This is a genomic window from Streptomyces mabaensis (assembly GCF_053763515.1).
The window spans coordinates 1-24,534 of the sequence record NZ_JBSOPZ010000040.1 but is presented as its reverse complement, the minus strand read 5'-3'; the positions used below and the strand labels follow the sequence as shown (position 1 = coordinate 24,534).

Here is a 24,534-nt window from a genome sequence, read left to right as displayed (position 1 = left end):
AGGGGATAGTGGGGTGCGTGAGTGCCGTACCCCACCCCACCCCAAGTGACGATGCCGCCGACGCTGACGCCGCCGGAGGTGCCGGAGCCGGACCCGGAGCCGTGCCGGCCGCCAGAAGCAGCCGCCGCAGTGTGGCCGCCGCGCTGCTGCTCGGCGCCGTGGGCGCGGCGGTCGTGCTGCTCGCCTCGGGGCAGACCTGGGCCGAGGGTTCCGCCGCCGTCGGCGGCGGAACGCTGCCGCTGGAGGCCGACGGCCGTGACGTCACCGGCGTCCCGGCCGCGCTCGCCGTCGTGGGCCTGGCGGCTCTCGTGGCCGTGTTCGCGGTCCGCAGAGCCGGACGGGTGCTGGTGGGCGCGCTGCTCGCGCTGAGCGGCGCGGGTGCCGCTGTGGCGGCCTTCCTGGGCGCCTCGGACAGCGACGCGCTCAACGCGGAGGCGGCGCGCACCGCCGCCGACTCGACGGCCACCGTGGACGCCCTCAGCCACACGGCCTGGCCGTTCGTCTCGGCCGCCGGCGGCCTGCTGATCCTGCTCGCGGGGCTGCTCGCCCTTCGGTACGGCAAGAACTGGCCCGCCATGTCGGGACGGTACGAGCGCGACGGCACCCCCCGGGCGCGCCGGGCCGCCCGTACCGCGGTGGACCCGGAGCGCCCCGAGGAGCTCTGGAAGGCGCTCGACCGGGGCGAGGACCCTACGCGTGAATCCTGACGCCACGCGTGCCTCCTGACTTCACACGCCACGCGTGACTCCCGACCTCACACGTGACTCCTGACACCCCGGCCCTTTTCACCCCGCGGAGTGCGGGACAATGGCCAGCGACAGCGCAACGAAAGCAACGAGGAGCAAGCTCATGGCGGGCAGCAGCCACGGACACACCCCGGCCGCCTGGACCGGTGTCACCATCGCCGTTATCGGTTTCTGCATTTCCGGTGCCTTCATGGTGCTGGCCAACCCGCTCGGGTTCTGGGCCGGCTTCGTTGTCGTCGCGCTCGGTGGTGTGGTCGGCATGGCGATGAAGGCCGCCGGTCTCGGCCAGAAGCAGCCGGCCCCCGCACCCGTGCGGGCACGTGCAGAGGCGCAGCTCCAGAGCAGCTGATCCGGTTCGTACGAAAGGCGCAGCCCCCGGGGCTGCGCCTTTCGTCGTGACCGGGGACAATCGCCGGGTGGACGACTCATCCCCCTCGCCTGCCGCGTTGCCTTCCGCCGGCCCCGCTGCGGCGCCCCAAGAGCCCGCTTCCGGTCGCGAGGGGCTCGTCAGGCGCCTCGCGGCGCCCGTCGGCGCCCTGGCCGCGGTGGTCGCCGGCTTCGCGTACGTCGGCGCGGTCGACCCCAACGAGCCCGGCCACTACCCCGTCTGCCCGCTGCTGAAGCTGACCGGGATCCTCTGCCCGGGCTGCGGCGGGCTGCGGAGCGCGCACGCCTTCGCGCACGGTGACCTGGCAGCCGCCTTCGGCGCCAACGCGCTCGCCGTGCTCGGGTACGGGATCTTCGCCGTGCTGATCGCCGTGTGGCTGGTGCGCGCGGTACGGGGCCGGGCGTGGCAGCCGGCCCTGTCCGCGCTGCGGCCCGTGTACTGGTGGGGGATCGGGGCCCTCGTCCTGGCCTTCACGGTGGCCCGGAATCTCCCCTTCGGGGCGGTTCTGGCGCCCTGAATGCACCGTTCCGCCCGTCCAGGTCGTGGGACGGCGTCAACCGGATGCGAGGCCTACGCCTTCCTGCGGATACCATCAGGAGTGCTGATCCCGTTCCACCGTGAACCAGCCAGACCACTGTCACCGTCCCGGAAGGGGGCCGCTCGCGTGAGTGTGCTCGACGAGATCATCGAAGGTGTCCGCGCCGACCTCGCAGAGCGGCAGGCGCGTGTGAGCCTCGACGAGCTCAAGGAGCGCGCCGCCAAGGCGCCCCGGGCCAAGGACGGCGTCGCCGCGCTGCGCGGCGACAGCGTCAAGGTGATCTGCGAGGTCAAGCGCTCCAGCCCGTCGAAGGGCGCGCTCGCCGCGATCGCCGACCCGGCAGCGCTCGCCGCCGACTACGAGGCGGGCGGCGCGGCCGTCATCTCCGTACTGACCGAGGAGCGCCGTTTCGGCGGTTCGCTGGCCGACCTGGAGGCCGTACGGGCCCGGGTCGACATCCCGGTGCTCCGCAAGGACTTCATCGTCACCGCCTACCAGCTGTGGGAGGCGCGGGCGTACGGCGCGGACGTCATCCTGCTCATCGTCGCCGCGCTCGACCAGGAGGCCCTGGTCTCGCTGATCGAGCGGGCCGAGTCGATCGGGCTCACCCCGCTCGTCGAGGTGCACGACGAGGAGGAGGCCGAGCGCGCGGTCGAGGCCGGCGCGAAGATCATCGGGGTCAACGCGCGGGACCTGAAGACGCTGAAGGTCGACCGCTCGACGTTCGCCCGGGTGGCTCCCGAGATCCCGGCCGGCATCGTCAAGATCGCCGAGTCTGGTGTGCGCGGCCCGCACGACCTGATCGCCTACGCCAACGAGGGTGCCGACGCGGTGCTCGTCGGCGAGTCGCTGGTCACCGGGCGCGACCCGAAGTCCGCCGTCGCCGATCTTGTCGCGGCCGGCGCCCACCCGGCGATCCGGCACGGACGGAGCTGACGCTCCGATGACCGGTGTCCGCCGTCCCGCTGCCCGCGCCGGGGTTCGCCGCCCTGGCGTCTGGCTGCGCTCGGCCGGTGTGCCGGCGCGGCTGCCGCACGCGCCGCTGGCGCGTGGCTGCCGGCCGCGCGGCTGCCGGGCACCGGCGCGGCGGGTGCACGGGCGGCGGGTGCGGTATGTGATCGGGTCGGAGCCGGGGCAGGTCAACGGCATGCGATGGCGCGGCTGAGCGCGCCGTGACCGGGGTGCGGTGCCTGTACGCGGTGCGTCTGTACGCGTTGCGTATGGTGCCGGTGCCCCGTGGCCGGGGTGCGGTGTGCGTGCGTTTTGCGCGCGGTGCCGGGCCCTGTGGCCGGGGTGCGGTGTCCGTGCGTTTTGCGCGCGGTGCCGGTCCTCCGCGGCCTGCTTTCCGGACTGCGCTGCAATCGACTTGCGGCTCCGCCGCGTGGTCACCGCGCTTCGCGCGAGTTGCGACGCTTTACGTCCGAAAAGCAGGCCGCTCCGGCCCGTCCCCTCCCCGCCGTTGCCGGGTGCGGGACGTCGGCGCAGACGGTGAGTCCACCCGTAGGCACATCTCGGGGGCTATGGCCCCCCTCTGAGGAGTACGTCGGATGTCTTCTGACTTCTTCATTCCGGATCCGGACGGTCATGTCCCCACCGCCGAGGGGTACTTCGGCGACTTCGGTGGCAAGTTCATCCCCGAGGCGCTCGTCGCCGCGGTGGACGAGGTCGCCGTCGAGTACGACAAGGCGAAGGCCGATCCCGCCTTCGCCGCGGAGCTCGATGATCTGCTGGTCAATTACACCGGGCGGCCCAGTGCGCTGACCGAGGTGCCCCGGTTCGCCGAGCACGCCGGTGGGGCGCGGGTCTTTCTCAAGCGGGAAGACCTGAACCACACCGGGTCGCACAAGATCAACAACGTGCTGGGGCAGGCGCTGCTCACCAAGCGCATGGGCAAGACGAGGGTCATCGCGGAGACCGGTGCCGGGCAGCACGGGGTTGCCACGGCCACTGCGTGTGCGCTGTTCGGGCTCGAGTGCACCATCTACATGGGTGAGATCGACACCCAGCGGCAGGCCCTCAATGTGGCGCGGATGCGCATGCTGGGTGCCGAGGTCGTGGCGGTCAAGTCCGGGAGCCGGACGCTGAAGGACGCCATCAACGAGGCGTTCCGGGACTGGGTCGCCAATGTGGACCGGACGCACTACCTGTTCGGGACCGTGGCGGGGCCGCATCCGTTCCCGGCCATGGTGCGGGACTTCCACCGGGTCATCGGTGTGGAGGCGCGCCGGCAGATCCTGGAGCGGGCCGGGCGGTTGCCGGACGCGGTGGCCGCTTGTGTGGGCGGTGGCTCCAATGCCATCGGGCTGTTCCACGCGTTTCTGCCGGATGTGGGGGTGCGGCTGGTCGGTTTCGAGCCGGCCGGGCACGGCATCGAAAGCGGGGAGCATGCGGCGACCTTGAGTGCGGGTGAGCCCGGGATTCTGCACGGGTCGCGGAGTTATGTCCTTCAGGACGAAGAGGGGCAGATCACCGAGCCGTATTCCATCTCGGCCGGGCTGGACTACCCGGGGATCGGGCCCGAGCACGCCTATCTGAAGGACACCGGGCGGGGCGAGTACCGCGCGGTGACCGATGACGAGGCCATGCAGGCACTGCGGTTGCTGTCCAGGACCGAGGGGATCATCCCGGCCATCGAGAGCGCGCACGCGCTCGCCGGTGCGCTGGAGCTGGGCAGGGAGCTGGGCAAGGACGGGTTGCTGATCGTCAACCTGTCCGGTCGCGGCGACAAGGACATGGACACCGCTGCCCGGTACTTCGGGCTGTACGAGGAGGGGGCCAAGTGACCGGCAACGCAGAGCTGTTGGGGCAGGTCCTCGCCAAGGCGAAGGGGGAGGACCGGGCGGCGCTGGTGGCGTACCTGCCGGCCGGGTTCCCCACGGTGGACGGCGGGATCGAGGCCGTGAAGGCGGTCATCGCGGGTGGCGCCGACGTGGTCGAGGTCGGGCTGCCGCACAGCGACCCGGTGCTGGACGGGCCGGTCATCCAGACCGCCGACGACATCGCCCTGCGGGGTGGCGTCAAGATCGCCGATGTGATGCGTACGGTGCGCGAGGCGCACGAGGCGACCGGTGCGCCGGTGCTGGTGATGACGTACTGGAATCCGATCGACCGGTACGGGATCGAGCGCTTCACGGCCGAGCTGGCGGCGGCCGGCGGCGCGGGCTGCATCCTGCCCGACCTGCCGGTCCAGGAATCCGCGGAGTGGCGCGAGCATGCCGGGAAGCACGGTCTCGCGACGGTGTTCGTGGTGGCGCCGAGCAGCAAGGACGAGCGGCTGGCCACCATCACGGCCGCCGGTTCCGGCTTTGTGTACGCGGCCTCGCTGATGGGCGTCACCGGCACCCGTGAGTCGGTCGGTGAGCAGGCGGCGGACCTGGTGCGGCGTACGCGGGCGACGACCGAGCTTCCGGTGTGTGTCGGGCTCGGTGTGTCCAACGCCGAGCAGGCCCGGGAGGTCGCCGGGTTCGCGGACGGGGTGATCGTCGGTTCCGCGTTCGTCAAGCGGCTGCTGGACGCGCCGGATCTCGCGGCGGGCCTGGCCGACGTACGGGCGCTGGCGGGCGAACTGGCGGCGGGCGTGCGTCGCCGCTGACGCCCTGCGTCGCTCGTACGGGTGGATATCGGGTCGGGGAGGCACGCGAGTGCCTCCCCGGTTCGTTTGCGGGACGTGAGCGAGAACAACCGAGATGGAAAACGAGCTGCCCGAGAGCGACTCATCGAGGAGCGCGAGCGGCAGAAGGCGCGCGACAAGCGCAGGCGGACACTGATCGTGTCCGCCGCGGTCGTCGGTGTGCTCGGCCTGGCCGCGGTGGTGGGCCTGATCGCCGCCAATGCCGGCGGCGGTGACGAGGAGGACACCGCGGGTCCCGTCGTGGCGCCGAGCGGTGCGACCGGGAAGGACGCTCTCGCGATCCCCGTGGGGAAGGACAGCGCCAAGTCGACTCTTGTCATCTGGGAGGACTTCCGCTGCCCCGCGTGCAAGTCGTTCGAGGACAACTACCGGAAAACGATCCATGAGCTCACGGACAAGGGACAGCTCAAGGTCGAGTACCACCTCGCGACCCTGATCGACGGGAACATGGGCGGCAGCGGTTCGCTGCGCTCGGCCAACGCGGCGGCCTGTGCGCAGGACGCCGGGAAGTTCACCGAGTACCACGACGTCCTCTTCAAGAATCAGCCGCCCGAGCCGGACGACGCCTTCGCCGAGAACGACCGTCTGATCGAGCTGGCCGGCCAGGTCAAGGGGCTGGACACCGCGGCGTTCAAGCAGTGCGTCAACGACGGCACGCACAACAGCTGGGTCGCCAAGTCCAACGAGGCGTTCCAGGCGGGCAACTTCCAGGGCACCCCGACCGTCCTGCTCAACGGGAAGAACATCTTCGGGGACCAGCAGAACCCGCTGACCCCGGAGAAGCTGAAGCAGAAGGTCCAGGAGGCGGCGAAGAGCTGACGGAGTTATGGAGACGTTGCCGGGTGGGTTGCCCTGGGTCCCACCCGGCACGGTAGCGTCGGACTTGCCATGGACCTTGCTTATATCCCCAGCCCGTCGACCGGCGTGATCCATCTCGGACCGATCCCGCTGCGCGGCTACGCGTTCTGCATCATCATCGGCGTCTTCGTCGCTGTCTGGCTCGGCAACAGGCGCTGGATCGCGCGTGGTGGCCGGGCCGGCACCGTAGCCGACATCGCCGTCTGGGCGGTGCCCTTCGGCCTGGTCGGAGGGCGGCTGTACCACGTCGTCACCGACTACCAGCTGTACTTCAGCGAGGGCCAGAACTGGGTCGACGCCTTCAAGATCTGGGAGGGCGGCCTCGGTATCTGGGGCGCGATCGCGCTCGGCGCGGTCGGTGCCTGGATCGGCTGCCGCCGGCGCGGTATCCCGCTGCCCGCCTGGGCCGACGCGCTGGCGCCCGGTATCGCCTTCGCGCAGGCCATCGGCCGCTGGGGCAACTGGTTCAACCAGGAGCTCTACGGCCGGGCCACCGATCTGCCCTGGGCGCTGAAGATCAGCGAGGGGGACAACCGGGTCGCCGGCACCTACCACCCGACGTTCCTCTACGAGTCGCTGTGGTGCATCGGCGTCGCGCTGCTGGTCATCTGGGCCGACCGCCGCTTCAGGCTCGGGCACGGCCGGGCGTTCGCACTGTACGTCGCCGCGTACTGCGTGGGCCGGAGCTGGATCGAGTACATGCGCGTCGACGAGGCGCACCATGTGCTGGGGCTGCGGCTCAACGTCTGGACGTCGATCATCGTCTTCGTGCTCGCCGTGGTCTACCTGGTCGTCTCGGCGAAGCTGCGGCCGGGCCGCGAGGAGATCGTGGAGCCGGCCGCCTCCGGCGCGGGCGACAAGGGGGGCGACGCGGAGGCCGTGTCCCTGGACAAGGGCGACGAGGCCGAAGGTTCCGCCCAGGACCCCGAGGACGCGGCCGCTGAGGCCAAGAAGACCTGACGACGTACGCGAGAAGGGGCCGCAGCACCGGACAGGCCCTGTGGCCCCTTCTCGCGTACTAGTGCCGGCGCTGGGCCAGGGTCAGGGTGCGGCGGGCTCCTGCGACCACCGCCGCGTCCACGAAGCGGCCGTCGGGCAGGGCCAGTGCGCCGCCGTCCGTGGCGGCCGCCTTCACGATGTCCTCGGCGGCCTCGATCTCCTCCGGAGTAGGCAGATACGCCCGCTCGATCACCGGCAGCTGGCGGGGGTGGATCGCCGCCCGGCCCAGGAAGCCGAGCGCCCGGCCGTGCGCGCAGGAGCCGGCCAGGCCCGACAGGTCCCGGACGTCGGGGAAGACCGACTGGGTGGGCGGGGCCAGGCCCGCCGCCCGGGCCGCCACCACCGTCCGGGCCCGCGCCCAGTCGAGCCCCTCGTCCGCGACACCGAGGTCGGCGCGCAGATCGGACTCGCCGAGCGCGATACCGCGCAGTGCCGGGTGGGCGGCGGCGATCGCGAAGGCGCGCTCGACCCCCAGGGCGGATTCGAGCAGGGCGTACAGCGGCGGGCCCTTGCGCCGGTCGGGGCCGGTCAGGCCGACGACGTGCAGGATCTCGGACGGGTGCGTGATCTTCGGCAGGCGCAGGCCGCCCAGGCCCGGGAGCGCGGCCAGGGCCTCGATGTCCGCGACGCCGAGGGGGCTGTCCAGGGGGTTGACGCGGACGTGCACAGGGACCGGCTGGGGAGTGGCGAGCAGTTCCGCGGTGGCCGACCGGGCGTACTCCTTGCGGCCCGGCGCGACCGCGTCCTCCAGATCGACCAGCACCACGTCGGCCCCCGACGCGAGGGCCTTGGCCACCACCTGCGGGCGGTCGCCGGGGGCGTACAGCCAGGTCAGGTACGCGTCCGTCACAGCGCGCCGCCCTCCCGCAGCCGGGAGATGTCGCGCCGGGACAGCCCCAGGCCGGTCAGGATCTCTTCCGTGTCCGCGCCGTGCGGACGGCCCGCCCAGCGGATCGCGCCCGGCGTCTCGGAGAGGCGGAACAGGACGTTCTGCATCCGCAGGGGGCCGAGTTCCTCGTCCTGGACCTCGGTGATCGTGTCGAGCGCCTGGTACTGCGGGTCGGCCATCACGTCGCGGATGTCGTAGACCGGGGCGATGGCGGCCTCCGCCTTCTCGAAGGCGCTGATCACCTCGTCGCCGCGGTGCGCGGAGATCCAGCCGCCGACCGCCTCGTCGAGTACGTCCGCGTGCAGGGCCCGGCCGGTGCCGGTCGCGAACCATGGTTCGTCGATCAGCTCCGGGCGGCCGACCAGGTGCATGACCCGTTCGGCGACGGACTGGGCCGAGGTGGAGACCGCGAGCCAGCGGCCGTCGGCGCTGCGGTAGGTGTTGCGCGGCGCGTTGTTGCTGGACCGGTTGCCGGTGCGCGGCTGTACGTAGCCGAGCTGGTCGAACCAGATCGGGTGCGGGCCGATGGCCGTCAGGATCGGCTCGATGATCGCCAGGTCGACCACCTGGCCCCGGCCGGTGCGGTCGCGGCCCGCCAGCGCGGTCATCACGGCGTACGCGGTCGACAGCGCGGCGATCGAGTCGGCGAGGCCGAACGGCGGGAGGGTGGGCGGCCCGTCCGGCTCGCCCGTGATCACCGCGAAGCCGCTCATCGCCTCGGCGAGGGTGCCGAATCCGGGACGGCGGGAGTACGGGCCGAACTGGCCGAAGCCGGTGACGCGGGCCAGGACCAGGCGGGGGTTGGCGGCGCTGAGCTCCTCCCAGCCGAGGTTCCACTTCTCCAGGGTGCCGGGGCGGAAGTTCTCGATGATCACATCCGTTTCGGCGGCGAGGGTGAGGAGGACCTCGCGCCCGCCGGGGGTGGACAGATCCAGCGTCATGGTGCGCTTGTTGCGGCCCAGCAGCTTCCACCACAGGCCGACGCCGTTCTTGGCCGGGCCGTGGCCACGGGACGGGTCCGGCCGGTGCGGATGCTCGACCTTGATGACCTCGGCGCCGAAGTCGCCGAGCATCGTGGCGGCGAGCGGGCCCGCGAAGAGGGTGGCCAGGTCGAGTACGCGCAGGCCCGTGAGCGGGGCGGGGGCTGTCATGCGGTGCCTTCCGACTGGGCCGACTGGGCGTCGATCTCGTTGCGGGCCGGCATGGACGCGGAGGCGCCGGGCCACTGGACGGAGAGCGCGGCGGCGGCCGACGCCCAGGCGAGGGCCTCGGGCATCGGCCTGCCCTCGCCCAGGGCCACGGTGAGCGCGCCGACGAAGGTGTCACCCGCGGCGGTCGTGTCGACGGCCCGCACGCGCGGGGCCGGGACGGTGAGGGGTGCGGCGGTGCCTCGGGCCGCGTACAGACTGCCCGCCGCGCCGAGGGTGATCACCACCTCCGGTACCTGGCGCAGGAGCGCCTCGGCCGCCTCGTGCGGCTCTGTGAGCCCGGTGAGGGCGGCGGCCTCGTGCTCGTTGGGCACCAACAGGTCGGTGAGCGCCAGGAGTTCGTCGGGCAGCGGCTGGGCGGGGGCGGGGGTCAGTACCGTCCGTACGCCGTGGGCGTGCGCGGCGCGCGCACCCGCGAGCACGCCGGACATGGGGAGTTCGAGCTGGAGGAGCAGGGCACCGGAGGCGGCGATACGGTCCTCGTCGCCCGGTTCGAGCCCGGTCACGGTGCCGTTGGCGCCCGGGACGACGACGATCGCGTTGCCGCCCTCGTCGTCCACCACGATGTGGGCGGTGCCGCTGGCGCCCTCGACCGTGCGCAGGCCGTCGGTGTCGACGCCGGAGGCGGCCAGGGTGGCGCGCAGCCGTACGCCGAACTCGTCGGCGCCGACCGCGCCGATCATCGCCACCGTGCCGCCGGCGCGGGCGGCGGCGACCGCCTGGTTGGCGCCCTTGCCGCCGGGGACCGTACGGAACTCGCGGCCCGTGACGGTCTCTCCGCGGCGCGGGGCCTTCGCCACGTAGGCGACGAGGTCCATGTTCGTGCTGCCGAGCACGGCGATGGTCGTCCTGGTCATGGGTGGAGTGCCTCCTGTGCGGTGAGTGCTGCCAGGGTGTCGAAGCCGATGCCGTCCAGGGTGGCGACCGAGGTGGCGAGGCGGTTCTTGAGCGGGGCCGTCCAGCGGGCCGGGATCGCTTCGGGACGGCCGGCGATGAGTCCGGCGAGGGATCCGGCGGTCGCGCCGTTCGAGTCGGTGTCCCAGCCGCCGGACACGGCGCGGCAGATGGACCGGGTGAAGTCCCCGTCGGCGTGGGTGAGGGCGGCGGCGAGGAGGGCGGCGTTGGGGAGGACGTGGACCCAGTGGTGGTGGCCGTACGCGGTGTGGAGGCGGTCCACGACCTGGTCGAAGTCGTCGGGGCGGGCGCGGGCGGTGCCGATGCCGAAGCGGACCGCCTGCGCCAGGCGGGAGCCGGGCGGGACGACGGACAGGCCGGTGCGCAGGCAGGCGTGTACGTCGGTGGTGCCGCCGGCCGCGTCGGCGAGGGCGGCGGCCACGAACATCGCGCCGTACACGCCGTTGGCGGTGTGGGTGAGGGTGGCGTCCCGGTACGCCGATCCGGCCGCGGCGGCCGGATCACCGGGGTGGGTCCAGCCGTGCACGTCGGCCCGGATCAGGGCGCCGATCCACTCGCGGAACGGGTTGCGGTGGGTGGCGGTGTGCGGGGGCTCGATGCCGTCGAGGAGGTTGCGGTACGCGAGGCGCTCGGCGGTGAAGGTCCGGCCGGCCGGCAGCTCGTCCAGCCAGAGCCGGGCGACGTCCTCGGTGCGGAAGTCCCTGCCGTACCGCTGGAGAAGGATCAGGTTGAGCAGCGGGTAGTTGAGGTCGTCGTCCTCGGGCATGCCGTCGATGTTCTCGGCGAGGGAGGTCGGCGCGCTGCGGCGGTTCCACGGGTGGCGGGCGGCGAGGCCGGCGGGCAGGCCGCGGGCGGTGAACCAGGTGTGCAGGGGCCAGTTGCCGGTGGCGCGGGCGAGGGCACGGATGGCGGGGAGGGGAAGCTTCTCGACGGGTTTCCCGAGCAGACACCCCACGGCCCGCCCGAGCCACGCGGCATGCAGCCGGCGGAGCAGGGCACCGGCTGGGCGCGCGGCGCCCCCCGGGCCCGGCCCGGCGCCGGCCCCGGGCGTGGGCGCGCCCTTTCCGCCTGGCCCGGCGCCGGAGGCGGTCGGGGCGGATGGGCCCCGATGGGGTCCGGTGCCGCTCCCGCGCGGGGCGGCCCCGGGCGCGGGTGCGCGGGAGCTTTCCCCGACCCCGCCCCTTCCCGAAACCGGGGGCGGGCCCCCGGACCCCCGGCCTGCCCAGGCTTCGCCGGGTGTGTGTGCCTTGCGCTCGGCGGGCGGGCTGGCGCTGGTTGTGGGCGGCGCGGTGCCCGTCGCGGCCATGGCCACGGCCGGTCGTGTGCCGATGCCGGTTGTGCCCGGCATGGCGCCTCGGGCGACGCGGCCCGGGCCGGAGGGCCAGGTCGCACCGCGGCCGGGGGCGGGCGCAGGGGAGCTGTCCCCCACCCCGCCCCTTCCCGGAACCGGGGGCAAGCCCCCGGGCCCCGGCGCCTCCGCCGCGCGTGGCGATGCCGCCGCTGCGACGTCGACATCGGTGCGCGCCACCGGGTGGGCTTCCGGCCGGGCGGCTGCCCGGCCCGGCCCTGCGGTCCATGGCGGCGCTGTCTCATACGCCGAAGGCGTGGGCCGGTTCGGGTCGGCTGCGCAGGTTGTGGCCGGGGCCGTCGGTTCGGTGGGCCAGGCCGGGCAGGCTGCCCGGATCGCGGCGAGGTCCGTTGGTTCGGCCGCCGACAGGGGGGAGGGCAGCCGGGCGAGTCGGTCCAGCAGCTGTACGGCCAGCTCGCGCAGGCGGGGGTCCGCCGGGGCCGGGGACGCGCCTGCCCGGTCCGGGGCGGGCGGGCCTCCCGCTGAGAGCCAGGCGCGCCGGATCTCATCCGCGTCCCGGCCGTCCTCGGCGGCCTGCCGCAGCTCGTGGCCGACCAGGTCCTCGGGCTGGACCCAGGTCAGGCGCAGAGCGCCCAGCTCGGTGGGCTCCATGGCCGCGGGCGGAGCTTCCGGTGCCGCCGCGCGGCCGCACCCGGGCCGCGCCACGCTCCGGCTCGTCGGGTGGTCCTCCGCGGGAGCGGGCTGGGTGCCCGGCGGCATCACGTACCCGCAATCGCGCCGAAGGCGGACTCGTGGGCGCGGCGGCGCCGTACGTCGCGGGCGAAGACCTCCCGGGTAACCCCGGCGAGGGACGCCGCCGGCGCGTGCAGGTCCAGGCGGCTCGCCTCCGACACCTCCTTCGACCAGTCGCGCGGAATGATGCCCTCGCCGCGCAGCGCTCCCGCGATCGCCCCGGCCATCGTGGCGATCGAGTCGCAGTCGCGGCCGTAGTTCACCGCGCCGAGGACGGTGTGCCGGTAGTCCCCGTCGCCGATCAGCAGCATGCCCAGCGCGACGGGCAGTTCCTCGATCGAGTGCAGCCGCGACGGGCGGCGCGCCGCGAGGGACGGCGCCCGGTAGTCCGGTCCCACCGTGTCGAACGGCGCCACCGCCTCCCGCAGCGGGCCCAGCGCCGACTCGAAGTCCATGTGGCGGGCCGCCACGTCGCAGACCGCCTCGATCGCGGACCGCGTGCCGTCCTTCGCCAGGGCGAGCGCCCGGTCGATCACCGTGGCGGGCGTCGCGCCCGGGAGGAACGCCGCGGCCACCGCCGCCGCGAACACCCCCGCCGCTTCCCGCCCGTACGAGGACTGGTGCGCGCCGGCGATGTCCAGCGCCTCGGCGTACGCACCCGCCGGATTGCCCGCGTTGACCACGCCTACCGGTGCCATGTACATCGCCGCACCGCAGTTGACGATGTTGCCGGTCCCCGCCTCGCGCGGGTCCACATGGCCGTAGTGCAGCCGGGCCACGAGCCACTTCTCCGCCAGGAAGATCCGCTGGACGGGCAGTGCTTCCGCCTCCAGCTCCGGGATCCAGCGCGGCGTGGAGATGAGGTCGGGGACGAGGTGGTCGGCGACCGCGTACGCGTCGAGGTGGTCGCGGACGGCCCCGTACACGCGGACCAGCGCGTGCGTCATAAGGGTGTCGTCCGTGACGTGCCCGTCGCCCTTGTGGTACGGGGCGATCGGCCGGGCCGTACGCCAGTCCTCGTGGAACGGTCCGACGATGCCGCGTACCGGCCCGCCGTGCCGCTCGGCGATCTGTTCCGGGGTCCAGCCCTCGACCGGGCCGCCGAGCGCGTCGCCGACCGCGGCGCCGACCAGGCAGCCCGCTGTCCTGTCCTCCAATGTGAGCAATGTGAGCGTCATGCCCGAATCATCCCTCTGGTGTGGTCAGTTCCGTGTGCACCAGGAGTTCGGCGAGTTCGACGAGATCGGTGCCGGCGAGGCGGGGCAGCGCGCAGCCGGAGAGTGTGCGGCAGGCCTCCCGCCAGGTGGCGGGCAGCGACTCGCCGCCGCCGATCGCGCCGGTCAGCGCGCCGGCCAGGGCGGGGGCGGAGTCGGCGACCCGGGACAGGCAGGCCGCGGCGGGCACGGCCTCGGTCACCCGGCCGCGGGCGGCGGTGGCGAGGGCGAGGGCCACGGGGACGGTTTCCGCGGCGGCGATCCCGTAGCTGTAGACGTGGTCGACGATCTCGTGTTCGAGCAGCGGTACGAGCGCGAAGGCGCCGTCCGTGGTGCGGGCGAGCTTCACGGCGTGCCGGGCATTGCGGCCGATCTCGGTGGAACCCGGGAGCTGGGCGAGGGCGGCGTCCACGGCGGCGTCGACGTTCGCCCCGCCGAGCGCGGCGGCGACGGCCGCGGCCATGGCCCTGGCGCCGTGTACGCCGTCGCCGTCCTGGGTGTAGCGGGCGTCGAAGTCCGCGAGCCCGGCGGCGGCGGACGGGTCGCCGGGGTGGACGACGGCGAGTACGACGGCCCGTACGCAGGCCGCGTCGTCGAAGTAGTGCGGGTTGTCGTGGCCGGTCGCGGGCGGACGCAGGCCCTTGGCCAGGTTGCCGAGACCCGCGCGGACGGAGATCCGGGCGCGCAGGGGGAGGACCGCCGACTCCACCTCGGGCGCGCGTTCGGCGGCGGCGGCGACCTCGCTGGCCAGGGCGTTCCACGCGAGGTCGATGGCGGCGCGCATCCGGCGCGACCGGCCGAGGTCGCTGAGCAGCGCGCCGGCGGCGGTGAGGACGGATTCGGCGGTGAAGGCGGCCCATTCGGCGTCGTCGGAGGGGCCGAGGCGGAGGGGCTCGGGGGGCTGGTTGAGGGCGATGGGGACGGGGAGGGTGGTGGTGGCGTTCTGCTCGGCGAAGGTGTCGAGCTCGCGGGTGAGGCGGCGGGTCCACTCGGGCATGCGGGCGGCGCGGTGCCGGGCGGCGGGCCACCCGGCGGCGTCGCCTGCGGCGAGGCCGAGCAGGAGGCCCTCGATGCGGCGGGGCTGGTACGGGACGAGCGCGCCGGGCCGGTACGCAGCCACCTCCCCGACGTACGCCCCGACCCCCCGCGCCCGGTCTGTGCCCCGGGGCGGGGCGGCGGTGCCGGCCGCGCCGCCGGGCCGCGCGCGCACGCCGACGGCCTGCGCCGCCCCGGCCGCAGACCCGCCCTCGTCCAGCTCGGCACCGGGCGCCATCTCGGCGGTACCGCCGGGCCGCGCCCCGTCCCTGGTCCGGTCTGTGTCCCCGGGCGGGGCGGCGGTGCCGGTCCGGGCCCTGCTTCCGGCCCGGGTGGCGGTCCCGCTCTCGGCTGTAACCGCCGCCCTGGCCCCGGCGCCGCGGGCTGGGGTCTCACGGGCGCCCGGGCGCCGGGTCTCCTCGGGCAGCACGGCGACCCCGGCGGGCGGGGCTGCGGACGCTTCCCCCACCCCGCCCCTTCCCGAAACCGGGGGCAGGCCCCCGGGCCCCCGGGGCGCGCTTCGCGCAGCCGTTGTGGGGGGCGAGGCGTCGGCGTGCTGCTCGGGCGGGGTCAGGACGCCCGGTCCCGCGGCGATGGGGGGAGTGGCGTTGCTGTGCGGGCCTGCCCCCAGCTCTGCTGCGGCGGCGGCTGCCAGCGGCGGCCAGCCCCCGGGCCCCCGGGCTGCGCTTCGCGTAGCCGTTGTGGTGGGCGGGGCGTCGGCTCGCGGTTCGGCCGGGGTCAGGCCGCCCGGCGCCGCGGCGAGGGGGGGAGTGGCGCTGCTGTGCGGGCCTGCCCCCAGCTCTGCTGCGGCGGCGGCTGCCAGCGGCGGCCAGCCCCCGGGCCCGACGGTGGCGGCGGCTGTTACCGGGGGCAGGCCCCCGGGCTCGACCGTGGCGGCGGGTGGGTGCCCGGGTGCGAGTCCCGCCGTGAGGGCGCTGGTGTGCCGGCCGGGCTCCGTCGTGGCGGCGCTGGTGTGCGGAAGTGGGGGGTCCGCTCCCGGGCCCCCGGGCGCGCCGTCGGCCGGGGCGGGGTTCGGGGTCATGGCATCACCTCGATGTCGTCGTCCGGGGTGAGCAGCTCCGCGATGTCCAGTACGTGGTAGCCCTGCATCGAGGGCAGACAGCTGCCCCGGACCGGGCCGATCGCCCCGCCCCACTCCGCCGGGATCGCGGCCTGGCCCGACATGGCGCCTGCCAGCGCCCCCGCCACCGCGGCCGTCGTGTCCGCGTCGCGGCCCATGTTGACCGCGGTCAGGACCGACGCGGTGAAGTCGCCGCGCGCCGCGGCGAACGCTCCGAAGGCCAGGCCCACCGCCTCGGGGGCCAGGTCCGTCCAGGGGTAGCCGCCGATGACCACCGCCGAGCGGACCGCGCGTTCGACGTCCAGGGGGTCGGTTCCGGGCCGGAGGCCGTCCCGCTGCGCGGCCGCCACCGCGCGGCGCAGCGAGCGGGCCGTCCAGGAGTCCTCGGGCACGACGGACAGCGCGGCGGCGATCACGGACGACGTACTGCCGCCCGCCATGGCCGCCGCGACGCCCGCCGCCACGGCCTGGCCGCCGTAGATGCCCTCGCCGTCGTGGCTGACACAGCCGTCGACGGCGACCAGCCGCGCCGCCTCGGCCGGCCGCCCCGCCGCGAAGACCCCGAAGGGCGCGGCGCGCATCGCGAGGCCGTCGCTCCAGGCATGCCGGTGCTGGGCGGAGATGGGCGCGGCGAGCCCCCGGCGGAGGTTCTCCAGGGTGCCGCGCTCGCTGAAGCCCGCGCCGCGGAACGGGCCCTCGTCGAGGTCCGCGATCCAGTGGTGCCAGGCGGTCTCGACATGGGCGACGGTGAGCGCCGAGCCGTGCCGCGCGAGCAGCAGGCCGGAGAAGATCGCGTACTCCGTGTCGTCCGTGCCCGCCGGGTCGTCCGTGACGAAGCCTTCGATACGGCCCCAGCGGCGCCGGATCTCCGACGGTGTCATGTTCTCCGCGGGGGCCCCGAGCGCGTCACCGACGGCGAGGCCGAGCAAGGAGCCCCTGGCGCGTTCGAGGAGGACGTGGGGATTGCATGCAATCAACGCCATGGTGTGCCTCTCGCAGTCTGCGGACACCTTTGTGCATACGTGCCACGCCGAGGCCCCGCCGCGCGCCGCGAAACACCCGTGTCACCCGGTCGCCCCGCCTCGCCGGGCGCCCGCGACGCACCCGCCACGCGCCCGCGAACCTTCCGCCGGGCTCCCGCGCCGCCCCCGCTCCGCCCTGGTAAGTACGGCCTTCCTTGCTGGCAGAGGCCTTGATTCGTGCGTACTTTCGAGGGTGTTGAGGGGGAGCGGCGGGGGCGAATCGGCCCCGCCGCCGGGGAAGGGAGCACCAGGCGCAATGGCCATCATCGACACCGAAGCGGCACTGCACGACGCTCACCGCGACAACCACACGCACCGCGATGTCAGCGGCGGCTGGCTGCGGCCCGCGGTGTTCGGTGCGATGGACGGCCTGGTGTCCAACCTGGCGCTGATGACCGGCGTGGCCGGCGGCGCGGTCTCCCAGCAGACGATCGTGATCACCGGGCTCGCCGGACTGGCCGCGGGCGCGTTCTCCATGGCTGCGGGCGAGTACACCTCCGTGGCCTCCCAGCGCGAGCTGGTCCAGGCGGAACTGGATGTCGAACGGCGCGAGCTGCGCAAGCACCCCAAGGACGAGATGCGGGAACTGGCCGCGCTGTACGAGTCGCGCGGCGTCGAGCCGGACCTCGCCCGCGAGGTGGCCCGGCAGCTGTCGAAGGACCCGGAGCAGGCCCTGGAGATCCACGCGCGCGAGGAGCTGGGCATCGATCCGGGCGATCTGCCGTCGCCGACGGTGGCCGCGGCGTCGTCCTTCGGTTCCTTCGCGCTGGGTGCCCTGCTGCCCGTACTGCCGTACCTGCTCGGGGCGAGCGCGCTGTGGCCCGCGGTGCTGCTGGCGCTGCTCGGCCTGTTCGCCTGCGGCGCGGTCGTGGCGCGGGTGACGGCGCGGTCCTGGTGGTTCAGCGGGCTGCGGCAGCTGGCGCTCGGCGGGGCCGCCGCCGGTGTGACGTACGTCCTGGGCAGTCTGTTCGGTACGGCCCTAGGCTGAGAGCTCATCCGGAGCTATACATAAGAGCCCGTTACTTGGCGGTTTCGAGTCGTTAACCACTGGGCATGAGTCGGAGGCGCTGCGGCAATGAAGCCTGCTCCGCTCCGGGCCACGGATCACTGATCATCGTCGATCTGTCCGCTTTGGTCTCCTCCACCACATCCTCCAGCTGTCCGCATGCTGGAATGAGCTATCCGCTTCGCGAGAAGCCATCCATCATGTAACCTGCACGAAATTTCGCAGAGGGCCAACGTCGTCCCTCGGCAATGCATATGCCACGACGACGACGGGAGTGCCGATGCGTTCCGACGCCTGGTCGCCCATGGATGGTCGCCCTGCCAAGCAGGGGATGTACGACCCCCGTAACGAGCACGACGCCTGTGGCGTCGGGTTCGTGGCCACACTGACTGGTGTCGCCAGTCACGCACTGGTCGAGCAGGCGCTGACCGTACTGCGGAACCTCGAGCACCGTGGCGCCACCGGCTCCGAGCCGGACTCCGGCGACGGCGCCGGAATCCTGCTCCAGGTACCGGACGCCTTCCTGCGCGAGGTCACCGAGTTCGAGCTGCCCGAGGCCGGGGCGTACGCCGTCGGTATCGCCTTCCTTCCCGCCGACGGCTCCGCACAGGCCGTCGCGCAGATCGAGGCGATCGCCGTCGAGGAGGGCCTGACGGTCCTCGGCTGGCGCGAGGTGCCCGTCACCCCGGACCTGCTCGGCAACGGCGCCCGCGCCACCATGCCGGCCTTCTCCCAGCTCTTCGTCAGTGGGGGCACCTCCCGGACAGAGTCTGGGGGAGGCACGAGCGGCCTGGACCTGGACCGCAAGGCGTTCGTGCTGCGCAAGCGCGCAGAGCGTGAGGCCGGGGTGTACTTCCCCTCGCTCTCCGCCCGCACGATCGTCTACAAGGGCATGCTGACCACCGGCCAGCTGGAGCCCTTCTTCCCCGACCTGTCGGACCGCCGCTTCGCCACGGCCATCGCGCTCGTGCACTCGCGGTTCTCGACCAACACCTTCCCGAGCTGGCCGCTCGCCCACCCGTACCGCTTTGTCGCGCACAACGGCGAGATCAACACGGTCAAGGGCAACCGCAACTGGATGCGCGCCCGCGAGTCGCAGCTCGCCTCCGACGCGTTCGGCTCTGCCGACAATGGACACAGCGGCGCGGAGAAGCTCGAGCGGATCTTCCCCGTCTGCACGCCCGACGCCTCCGACTCGGCGTCCTTCGACGAGGTCCTGGAGCTGCTGCACCTCGGCGGCCGGTCCCTCCCGCACAGCGTGCTGATGATGATCCCGGAGGCGTGGGAGAACCACACCTCCATGGACCCGGACCGCCGCGCTTTCTACCAGTACCACTCCACGATGATGGAGCCCTGGGACGGCCCGGCCTGTGTCACCTTCACCGACGGCACCCAGGTCGGCGCGGTCCTCGACCGCAACGGTCTGCGCCCCGGCCGCTACTGGGTCACCGACGAGGGTCTCGTCGTGCTCTCCTCCGAGGTCGGCGTCCTGGACATCGACCCCGCCAAGGTCGTCCGCAAGGGCCGGCTGCAGCCCGGCAGGATGTTCCTCGTCGACACCGCCGAGAAGCGGATCATCGAGGACGACGAGATCAAGGCCGCCCTGGCCGCCGAGCACCCGTACAAGGAGTGGCTCGAGGCCGGCGAGATCGAGCTCGAGGACCTCCCCGAGCGCGAGCACATCGTCCACACGCACGCCTCGGTCACCCGCCGCCAGCAGACCTTCGGCTACACCGAGGAAGAGCTGAAGATCATCCTCGCGCCGATGGCCAAGACCGGCGGCGAGCCGCTCGGCTCCATGGGTACCGACTCCCCGATCGCGGCCCTCTCCGAGCGCCCCCGGCTGCTCTTCGACTACTTCACCCAGCTGTTCGCGCAGGTCACCAACCCGCCGCTGGACGCCATCCGCGAGGAGCTCGTCACCTCGCTGCACTCCTCGCTCGGCCCGCAGGGCAACCTGCTGGAGCCGACCGCGGCGTCCTGCCGCAGCGTCACGCTGCCCTTCCCGGTGATCGACAACGACGAGCTGGCCAAGCTCATCCACATCAACGCCGACGGCGACATGCCGGGCATGACCGCCGCCACGCTGTCCGGTCTCTACCGGGTCAGCGGCGGCGGCGACGCCCTGGCCGCCCGGATCACCGAGATCTGCGCCGAGGCCGACGCCGCCATCGAGGACGGCGCCCGGCTGATCGTCCTCTCGGACCGCCACTCGGACGCCGAGCACGCGCCGATCCCGTCGCTGCTGCTCACCGCCGCCGTGCACCACCACCTCATCCGCACCAAGCAGCGCACCCAGGTGGGCCTGCTGGTCGAGGCCGGCGACGTACGCGAGGTGCACCACGTCGCGCTGCTCATCGGGTACGGCGCCGCCGCCGTCAACCCGTACCTGGCGATGGAGTCGGTCGAGGACCTGGTCCGCGCCGGCACCTTCCTGCCCGGCCTGGAGCCCGAGAAGGCCATCCGCAACCTGATCTACGCCCTCGGCAAGGGCGTCCTGAAGGTCATGTCCAAGATGGGCATCTCGACCGTCGCCTCCTACCGCGGCGCGCAGGTCTTCGAGGCCGTCGGCCTGGACGAGTCCTTCGTCGAGACGTACTTCAACGGCACCGCCACCAAGATCGGCGGCGCCGGCCTCGACGTCATCGCCAAGGAGGTCGCCGCCCGGCACGCCAAGGCGTACCCGGCCTCGGGCGTCCCCTCCGCGCACCGCGCGCTGGAGATCGGCGGCGAGTACCAGTGGCGCCGCGAGGGCGAGCCGCACCTGTTCGACCCCGAGACGGTCTTCCGCCTCCAGCACGCCACGCGCAACCGCCGGTACGACATCTTCCGGCAGTACACGGACCGCGTGAACGAGCAGTCCGAGCGCCTGATGACGCTCCGCGGCCTGTTCGGCTTCAAGTCCGACCGTCCGTCGATCTCCATCGACGAGGTCGAGCCGGTCTCCGAGATCGTCAAGCGCTTCTCCACCGGCGCCATGTCGTACGGATCGATCTCCCGCGAGGCGCACGAGACCCTCGCCATCGCCATGAACCAGCTGGGCGGCAAGTCCAACACCGGTGAGGGCGGCGAGGACCCGGACCGCCTGTACGACCCGGCGCGGCGTTCGTCGATCAAGCAGGTCGCCTCCGGCCGCTTCGGTGTGACGAGCGAGTACCTGGTCAACGCGGACGACATCCAGATCAAGATGGCGCAGGGCGCGAAGCCCGGCGAGGGCGGCCAGCTGCCCGGCCACAAGGTCTACCCGTGGGTCGCGAAGACCCGGCACTCCACCCCGGGTGTCGGCCTGATCTCCCCGCCGCCGCACCACGACATCTACTCCATCGAGGACCTGGCTCAGCTGATCCACGACCTCAAGAACGCCAACCCGGCCGCGCGTATCCACGTGAAGCTGGTGTCGGAGGTCGGTGTCGGCACGGTCGCCGCCGGTGTCTCCAAGGCGCACGCGGACGTCGTCCTCATCTCCGGCCACGACGGCGGTACGGGCGCCTCGCCGCTCACCTCGCTCAAGCACGCGGGCGGTCCCTGGGAGCTCGGCCTCGCCGAGACCCAGCAGACGCTGCTGCTCAACGGCCTGCGCGACCGGATCGTCGTCCAGACCGACGGCCAGCTCAAGACCGGCCGCGACGTGATCATCGCCGCGCTGCTGGGCGCCGAGGAGTTCGGTTTCGCGACCGCGCCGCTCGTCGTCTCGGGCTGCGTCATGATGCGCGTCTGCCACCTGGACACCTGCCCGGTCGGCATCGCCACGCAGAACCCGGTGCTGCGCGACCGGTTCTCCGGCAAGCCCGAGTTCGTCGTCAACTTCTTCGAGTTCATCGCCCAGGAGGTGCGCGAGCTCCTCGCCGAGCTCGGCTTCCGGACGATCGAGGAGGCCGTCGGCCACGCAGAGCTGCTCGACACCGAGCGGGCCGTGGGCCACTGGAAGGCGCAGGGTCTCGACCTGGCCCCGCTCTTCTACGTCCCCGAGCTGCCGGAGGGCGCGGTGCGCCACCAGCTGATCGAGCAGGACCACGGCCTGGAGAAGGCCCTGGACAACGAGCTGATCGAGCTGGCCGCGGACGCGCTGCGCGCCGCGAGCGCCGAGGACGCCCAGCCGGTCCGCGCGCAGGTCGCGATCCGCAACATCAACCGGACCGTCGGCACCATGCTCGGCCACGAGGTGACCAAGAAGTTCGGCGGTGCGGGCCTGCCCGACGACACCATCGACATCACCTTCACCGGCTCGGCCGGCCAGTCCTTCGGCGCCTTCGTGCCGCGCGGCGTGACGCTGCGCCTGGAGGGCGACGCCAACGACTACGTCGGCAAGGGCCTCTCCGGCGGCCGCGTCATCGTCCGCCCGGACCGTGGCGCCGACCACCTGGCCGAGTACTCGACCATCGCGGGCAACACCATCGCCTACGGTGCGACCGGCGGCGAGATCTTCCTCCGCGGCCGGACGGGCGAGCGCTTCTGTGTCCGTAACTCCGGTGCGACGGTCGTCTCGGAGGGCGTGGGCGACCACGGCTGCGAGTACATGACCGGCGGACACGCGGTGGTGCTGGGCGAGACCGGACGTAACTTCGCGGCCGGCATGTCCGGCGGTGTCGCGTACGTCATCGACCTCGACCGGGACAACGTCAACTCCGGCAACCTGGGGGCCGTCGAGGTCCTGTCGGACGCCGACCAGCAGTGGCTGCACGATGTGGTGCGCCGCCACCAGGAGGAGACCGGTTCGACGGTCGCCGAGAAGCTCCTCGCCGAGTGGGACACCGCGGTGACCCGCTTCAGCAAGATCATCCCGACCACGTACAAGGCAGTGCTCGCCGCCAAGGACGCCGCTGAGCTGGCCGGACTCTCCGAGTCCGAGACCACCGAGAAGATGATGGAGGCGGCGACCAATGGCTGACCCTAAGGGCTTTCTCACCACCGGGCGCGAGGTCGCCAAGACCCGCCCCGTCGGGGAACGGCTGAAGGACTGGAACGAGGTCTACGTTCCTGGTTCGCTGCTGCCGATCATCAGCAAGCAGGCCGGGCGATGCATGGACTGCGGCATCCCCTTCTGCCACAACGGCTGCCCGCTGGGGAACCTCATCCCCGAGTGGAACGACTACGCGTACCGCGAGGACTGGGCCGCCGCCAGCGAGCGTCTGCACGCGACCAACAACTTCCCGGAGTTCACCGGCCGCCTGTGCCCGGCTCCCTGCGAGTCGGCGTGTGTCCTCGGCATCAACCAGCCGGCCGTCACCATCAAGAACGTCGAAGTCTCGATCATCGACAAGGCGTGGGACAGCGGCGACGTCACCCCGCAGCCGCCGGAGCGGCTGTCGGGCAAGACGGTCGCGGTCATCGGCTCGGGCCCGGCGGGCCTGGCCGCCGCGCAGCAGCTGACCCGGGCCGGTCACACGGTCGCCGTCTACGAGCGCGCGGACCGCATCGGAGGACTCCTCCGGTACGGCATCCCCGAGTTCAAGATGGAGAAGGTGCACATCAACCGCCGCATCGAGCAGATGCGCGCGGAGGGCACCAAGTTCCGTACGGAGGTCGAGATCGGCCGCGACATCGACGCCGCGAAGCTGCGCAAGCGGTACGACGCGGTGGTCATCGCCGCCGGCGCCACCGTCTCGCGTGACCTGCCGGTCCCGGGGCGCGAGCTGAACGGCATCCACTTCGCCATGGAGTACCTGCCGCTCGCCAACAAGGTGCAGGAGGGCGACTTCGTCGCCCCGCCGCTCACCGCCGAGGGCAAGCACGTCGTCGTCATCGGCGGCGGTGACACGGGCGCCGACTGCGTCGGCACCGCTCACCGCCAGGGCGCGGCGTCCGTCACGCAGCTGGAGATCATGCCGCGGCCGGGCGAGGAGCGGAACGCCAACCAGCCGTGGCCGACCTTCCCGATGCTGTACAAGGTCACCTCCGCACACGAGGAGGGCGGCGAGCGGGTCTACTCCGTCTCCACCACCCACTTCGAGGGCGACGAGGACGGCAACGTCCAGTTCCTGCACCTCGTCGAGGTCGAGTTCAAGGACGGCAAGCTGGAGCAGAAGGCGGGCACCGAGCGGAAGATCCCCGCTCAGCTGGTCACGCTGGCCATGGGCTTCACCGGCACGGACCGCTCGAACGGCCTCGTCGAGCAGTTCGGCCTGGAGCTCGACGAGCGCGGAAACGTCGCACGCGACGCGGACTTCGCGACGAACGTCCCCGGCGTGTACGTCGCGGGCGACGCGGGCCGCGGCCAGTCGCTGATCGTCTGGGCGATCGCCGAGGGCCGCTCGGCGGCGCGCGGGGTCGACCGCTTCCTCACCGGTGCGAGTGAACTTCCCGCTCCGATCAAGCCGACGGACCGCGCGCTGCTGGTCTGACCGGCCCACCTGAAGAAACGTCCCGTACAGCGTCGTACGGAACTGACCGCGGCGTCTGCCCTTCCCCGACCGGAAGCGGGCAGGCGCCGCGGCATGTTTCCTGAAAAGGATCTTGGGGAGAAAAGCGCGGAATCCACTCAAGGAGGATGCGATGAACTTCAAGACCCTCGTACTGACCGCCTCGGCTGTCGCAGCGCTGGGACTGGCGGGCACGACGCCGGCCCCCGCGCATGCGGCGCCGTCCCGCGCGCTGGGAGTCGACTGCGACGGATACGTGCACCACAACAACCCGGATCACGGCATCGCGGCCTGCAAGAACAACACCGATCGCACGATCACCTTCCGGGCGGAGGTGGTCTGCGGACGCGCGCCGGACGTGTCGGGCGACTGGGTGACGCTGCCGCCCGGCGGATACGGGGAGTCAAACGGCATCTGCGCGTTCTACAGCAGCGGGGTGGGGGCGGTGGGGTGGACGATCGAGTGACCGTTGGCGGGGTGACGGTCGCCGGGGGCGAGGGGTGGACGGGAAACCCGGGGCCGCCCGCTTTGTGAGTATGGCGGGCCGGGTCGGACCGTCAAGGGCGCTCCCTTCGGTCGCGTCGCTGCGCGATGGCCTTCGGCC

At 72.9% G+C, this 24,534-nt stretch carries 20 protein-coding genes and 1 pseudogene; 13 read left to right on the top strand and 8 right to left on the bottom strand.

The features are described 5' to 3' along the window. Nucleotides 1–8: 8 nt before the first annotated feature. From ACWV17_RS28610 to lgt, 9 genes are all read left to right on the top strand, one after another. Complete coding sequence (locus ACWV17_RS28610; protein WP_455361937.1) at nt 9–707, top strand: TIGR02234 family membrane protein; 699 nt, start codon at nt 9–11, stop codon at nt 705–707. 142 nt (nt 708–849) lie between these two features. Continuing rightward, nucleotides 850–1,095: an HGxxPAAW family protein gene (locus tag ACWV17_RS28605; RefSeq protein WP_455354371.1), complete on the top strand. Its 246-nt coding sequence runs from the start codon at nt 850–852 to the stop codon at nt 1,093–1,095. 67 nt (nt 1,096–1,162) lie between these two features. After that, nucleotides 1,163–1,651, top strand: coding sequence for a DUF2752 domain-containing protein (locus ACWV17_RS28600; RefSeq protein WP_455361936.1), 489 nt, complete (start codon nt 1,163–1,165; stop codon nt 1,649–1,651). A gap of 147 nt (nt 1,652–1,798) precedes the next feature. After that, a complete protein-coding gene (trpC, locus tag ACWV17_RS28595) occupies nt 1,799–2,608 on the top strand; it encodes an indole-3-glycerol phosphate synthase TrpC (protein WP_455354369.1) in 810 nt (269 codons plus the stop codon). Nucleotides 2,609–2,615: 7 nt separating this feature from the next. Then, nucleotides 2,616–2,837 carry a tryptophan biosynthesis modulator TrpM gene (trpM, locus tag ACWV17_RS28590; protein WP_455354368.1) on the top strand — a complete coding sequence of 74 codons (222 nt, stop codon included), beginning with the start codon at nt 2,616–2,618 and terminating at the stop codon, nt 2,835–2,837. Nucleotides 2,838–3,219: 382 nt separating this feature from the next. Beyond that, nucleotides 3,220–4,455 carry a tryptophan synthase subunit beta gene (gene trpB / locus ACWV17_RS28585; RefSeq protein ID WP_455361935.1) on the top strand — a complete coding sequence of 412 codons (1,236 nt, stop codon included), beginning with the start codon at nt 3,220–3,222 and terminating at the stop codon, nt 4,453–4,455. Then, nucleotides 4,452–5,264 carry a tryptophan synthase subunit alpha gene (trpA, locus tag ACWV17_RS28580; protein WP_455361934.1) on the top strand — a complete coding sequence of 271 codons (813 nt, stop codon included), beginning with the start codon at nt 4,452–4,454 and terminating at the stop codon, nt 5,262–5,264. Before trpB ends, trpA begins: the two co-directional genes overlap by 4 nt. A gap of 75 nt (nt 5,265–5,339) precedes the next feature. Further along, complete coding sequence (locus ACWV17_RS28575) at nt 5,340–6,122, top strand: DsbA family protein (protein WP_455361933.1); 783 nt, start codon at nt 5,340–5,342, stop codon at nt 6,120–6,122. 69 nt (nt 6,123–6,191) lie between these two features. Then, nucleotides 6,192–7,121 (top strand): prolipoprotein diacylglyceryl transferase, encoded by a 930-nt coding sequence (gene lgt / locus ACWV17_RS28570; protein ID WP_455354364.1) that lies wholly within the window; start codon nt 6,192–6,194, stop codon nt 7,119–7,121. A gap of 58 nt (nt 7,122–7,179) precedes the next feature. Here lgt and ACWV17_RS28565 read toward each other — a convergent pair whose 3' ends face one another. From ACWV17_RS28565 to ACWV17_RS28530, 8 genes and pseudogenes are all read right to left on the bottom strand, one after another. Further along, entirely contained in the window at nt 7,180–8,010 is an 831-nt protein-coding gene (locus ACWV17_RS28565) for an HpcH/HpaI aldolase/citrate lyase family protein (RefSeq protein WP_455361932.1), read from the bottom strand. Beyond that, nucleotides 8,007–9,200, bottom strand: coding sequence for a CaiB/BaiF CoA transferase family protein (locus ACWV17_RS28560; protein WP_455361931.1), 1,194 nt, complete (start codon nt 9,198–9,200; stop codon nt 8,007–8,009). Before ACWV17_RS28560 ends, ACWV17_RS28565 begins: the two co-directional genes overlap by 4 nt. Next, the gene (gene rbsK, locus ACWV17_RS28555) at nt 9,197–10,114 is read right to left on the bottom strand and encodes a ribokinase (protein WP_455361930.1); all 918 of its coding nucleotides are present in this window, start codon (nt 10,112–10,114) and stop codon (nt 9,197–9,199) included. The genes ACWV17_RS28560 and rbsK overlap by 4 nt, the downstream gene beginning before the upstream one ends. Beyond that, complete coding sequence (locus ACWV17_RS28550; protein ID WP_455361958.1) at nt 10,111–11,478, bottom strand: ADP-ribosylglycohydrolase family protein; 1,368 nt, start codon at nt 11,476–11,478, stop codon at nt 10,111–10,113. The genes rbsK and ACWV17_RS28550 overlap by 4 nt, the downstream gene beginning before the upstream one ends. Nucleotides 11,479–11,805: 327 nt before the next feature. Continuing rightward, nucleotides 11,806–12,132 (bottom strand): annotated as a pseudogene (locus ACWV17_RS28545) (ADP-ribosylglycohydrolase family protein); the annotation flags it as partial. Between the two features lie 107 nt (nt 12,133–12,239). Next, a complete protein-coding gene (locus ACWV17_RS28540; protein ID WP_455361929.1) occupies nt 12,240–13,391 on the bottom strand; it encodes an ADP-ribosylglycohydrolase family protein in 1,152 nt (383 codons plus the stop codon). Between the two features lie 7 nt (nt 13,392–13,398). Beyond that, complete coding sequence (locus ACWV17_RS28535) at nt 13,399–14,700, bottom strand: ADP-ribosylglycohydrolase family protein (RefSeq protein ID WP_455361957.1); 1,302 nt, start codon at nt 14,698–14,700, stop codon at nt 13,399–13,401. An 800-nt stretch (nt 14,701–15,500) separates the two neighbouring features. After that, the gene (locus tag ACWV17_RS28530) at nt 15,501–16,526 is read right to left on the bottom strand and encodes an ADP-ribosylglycohydrolase family protein (protein WP_455361928.1); all 1,026 of its coding nucleotides are present in this window, start codon (nt 16,524–16,526) and stop codon (nt 15,501–15,503) included. Between the two features lie 295 nt (nt 16,527–16,821). Between ACWV17_RS28530 and ACWV17_RS28525 the strand changes: the two genes are divergently transcribed. The 4 genes from ACWV17_RS28525 to ACWV17_RS28510 all read left to right on the top strand — a co-directional run bounded on the left by ACWV17_RS28525 (nt 16,822) and on the right by ACWV17_RS28510 (nt 24,396). Next, on the top strand, nt 16,822–17,553 hold the full coding sequence (locus ACWV17_RS28525) for a VIT1/CCC1 transporter family protein (protein WP_455361927.1): 732 nt from the start codon (nt 16,822–16,824) through the stop codon (nt 17,551–17,553). Between the two features lie 298 nt (nt 17,554–17,851). Continuing rightward, nucleotides 17,852–22,459, top strand: a complete 4,608-nt coding sequence (gltB, locus tag ACWV17_RS28520) for a glutamate synthase large subunit (protein ID WP_455361926.1) — start codon at nt 17,852–17,854, stop codon at nt 22,457–22,459. Further along, nucleotides 22,452–23,912 (top strand): glutamate synthase subunit beta, encoded by a 1,461-nt coding sequence (locus ACWV17_RS28515; protein ID WP_455361925.1) that lies wholly within the window; start codon nt 22,452–22,454, stop codon nt 23,910–23,912. Before gltB ends, ACWV17_RS28515 begins: the two co-directional genes overlap by 8 nt. Nucleotides 23,913–24,063: 151 nt before the next feature. Then, on the top strand, nt 24,064–24,396 hold the full coding sequence (locus ACWV17_RS28510) for a hypothetical protein (protein WP_455361924.1): 333 nt from the start codon (nt 24,064–24,066) through the stop codon (nt 24,394–24,396). Nucleotides 24,397–24,534: the final 138 nt, after the last annotated feature.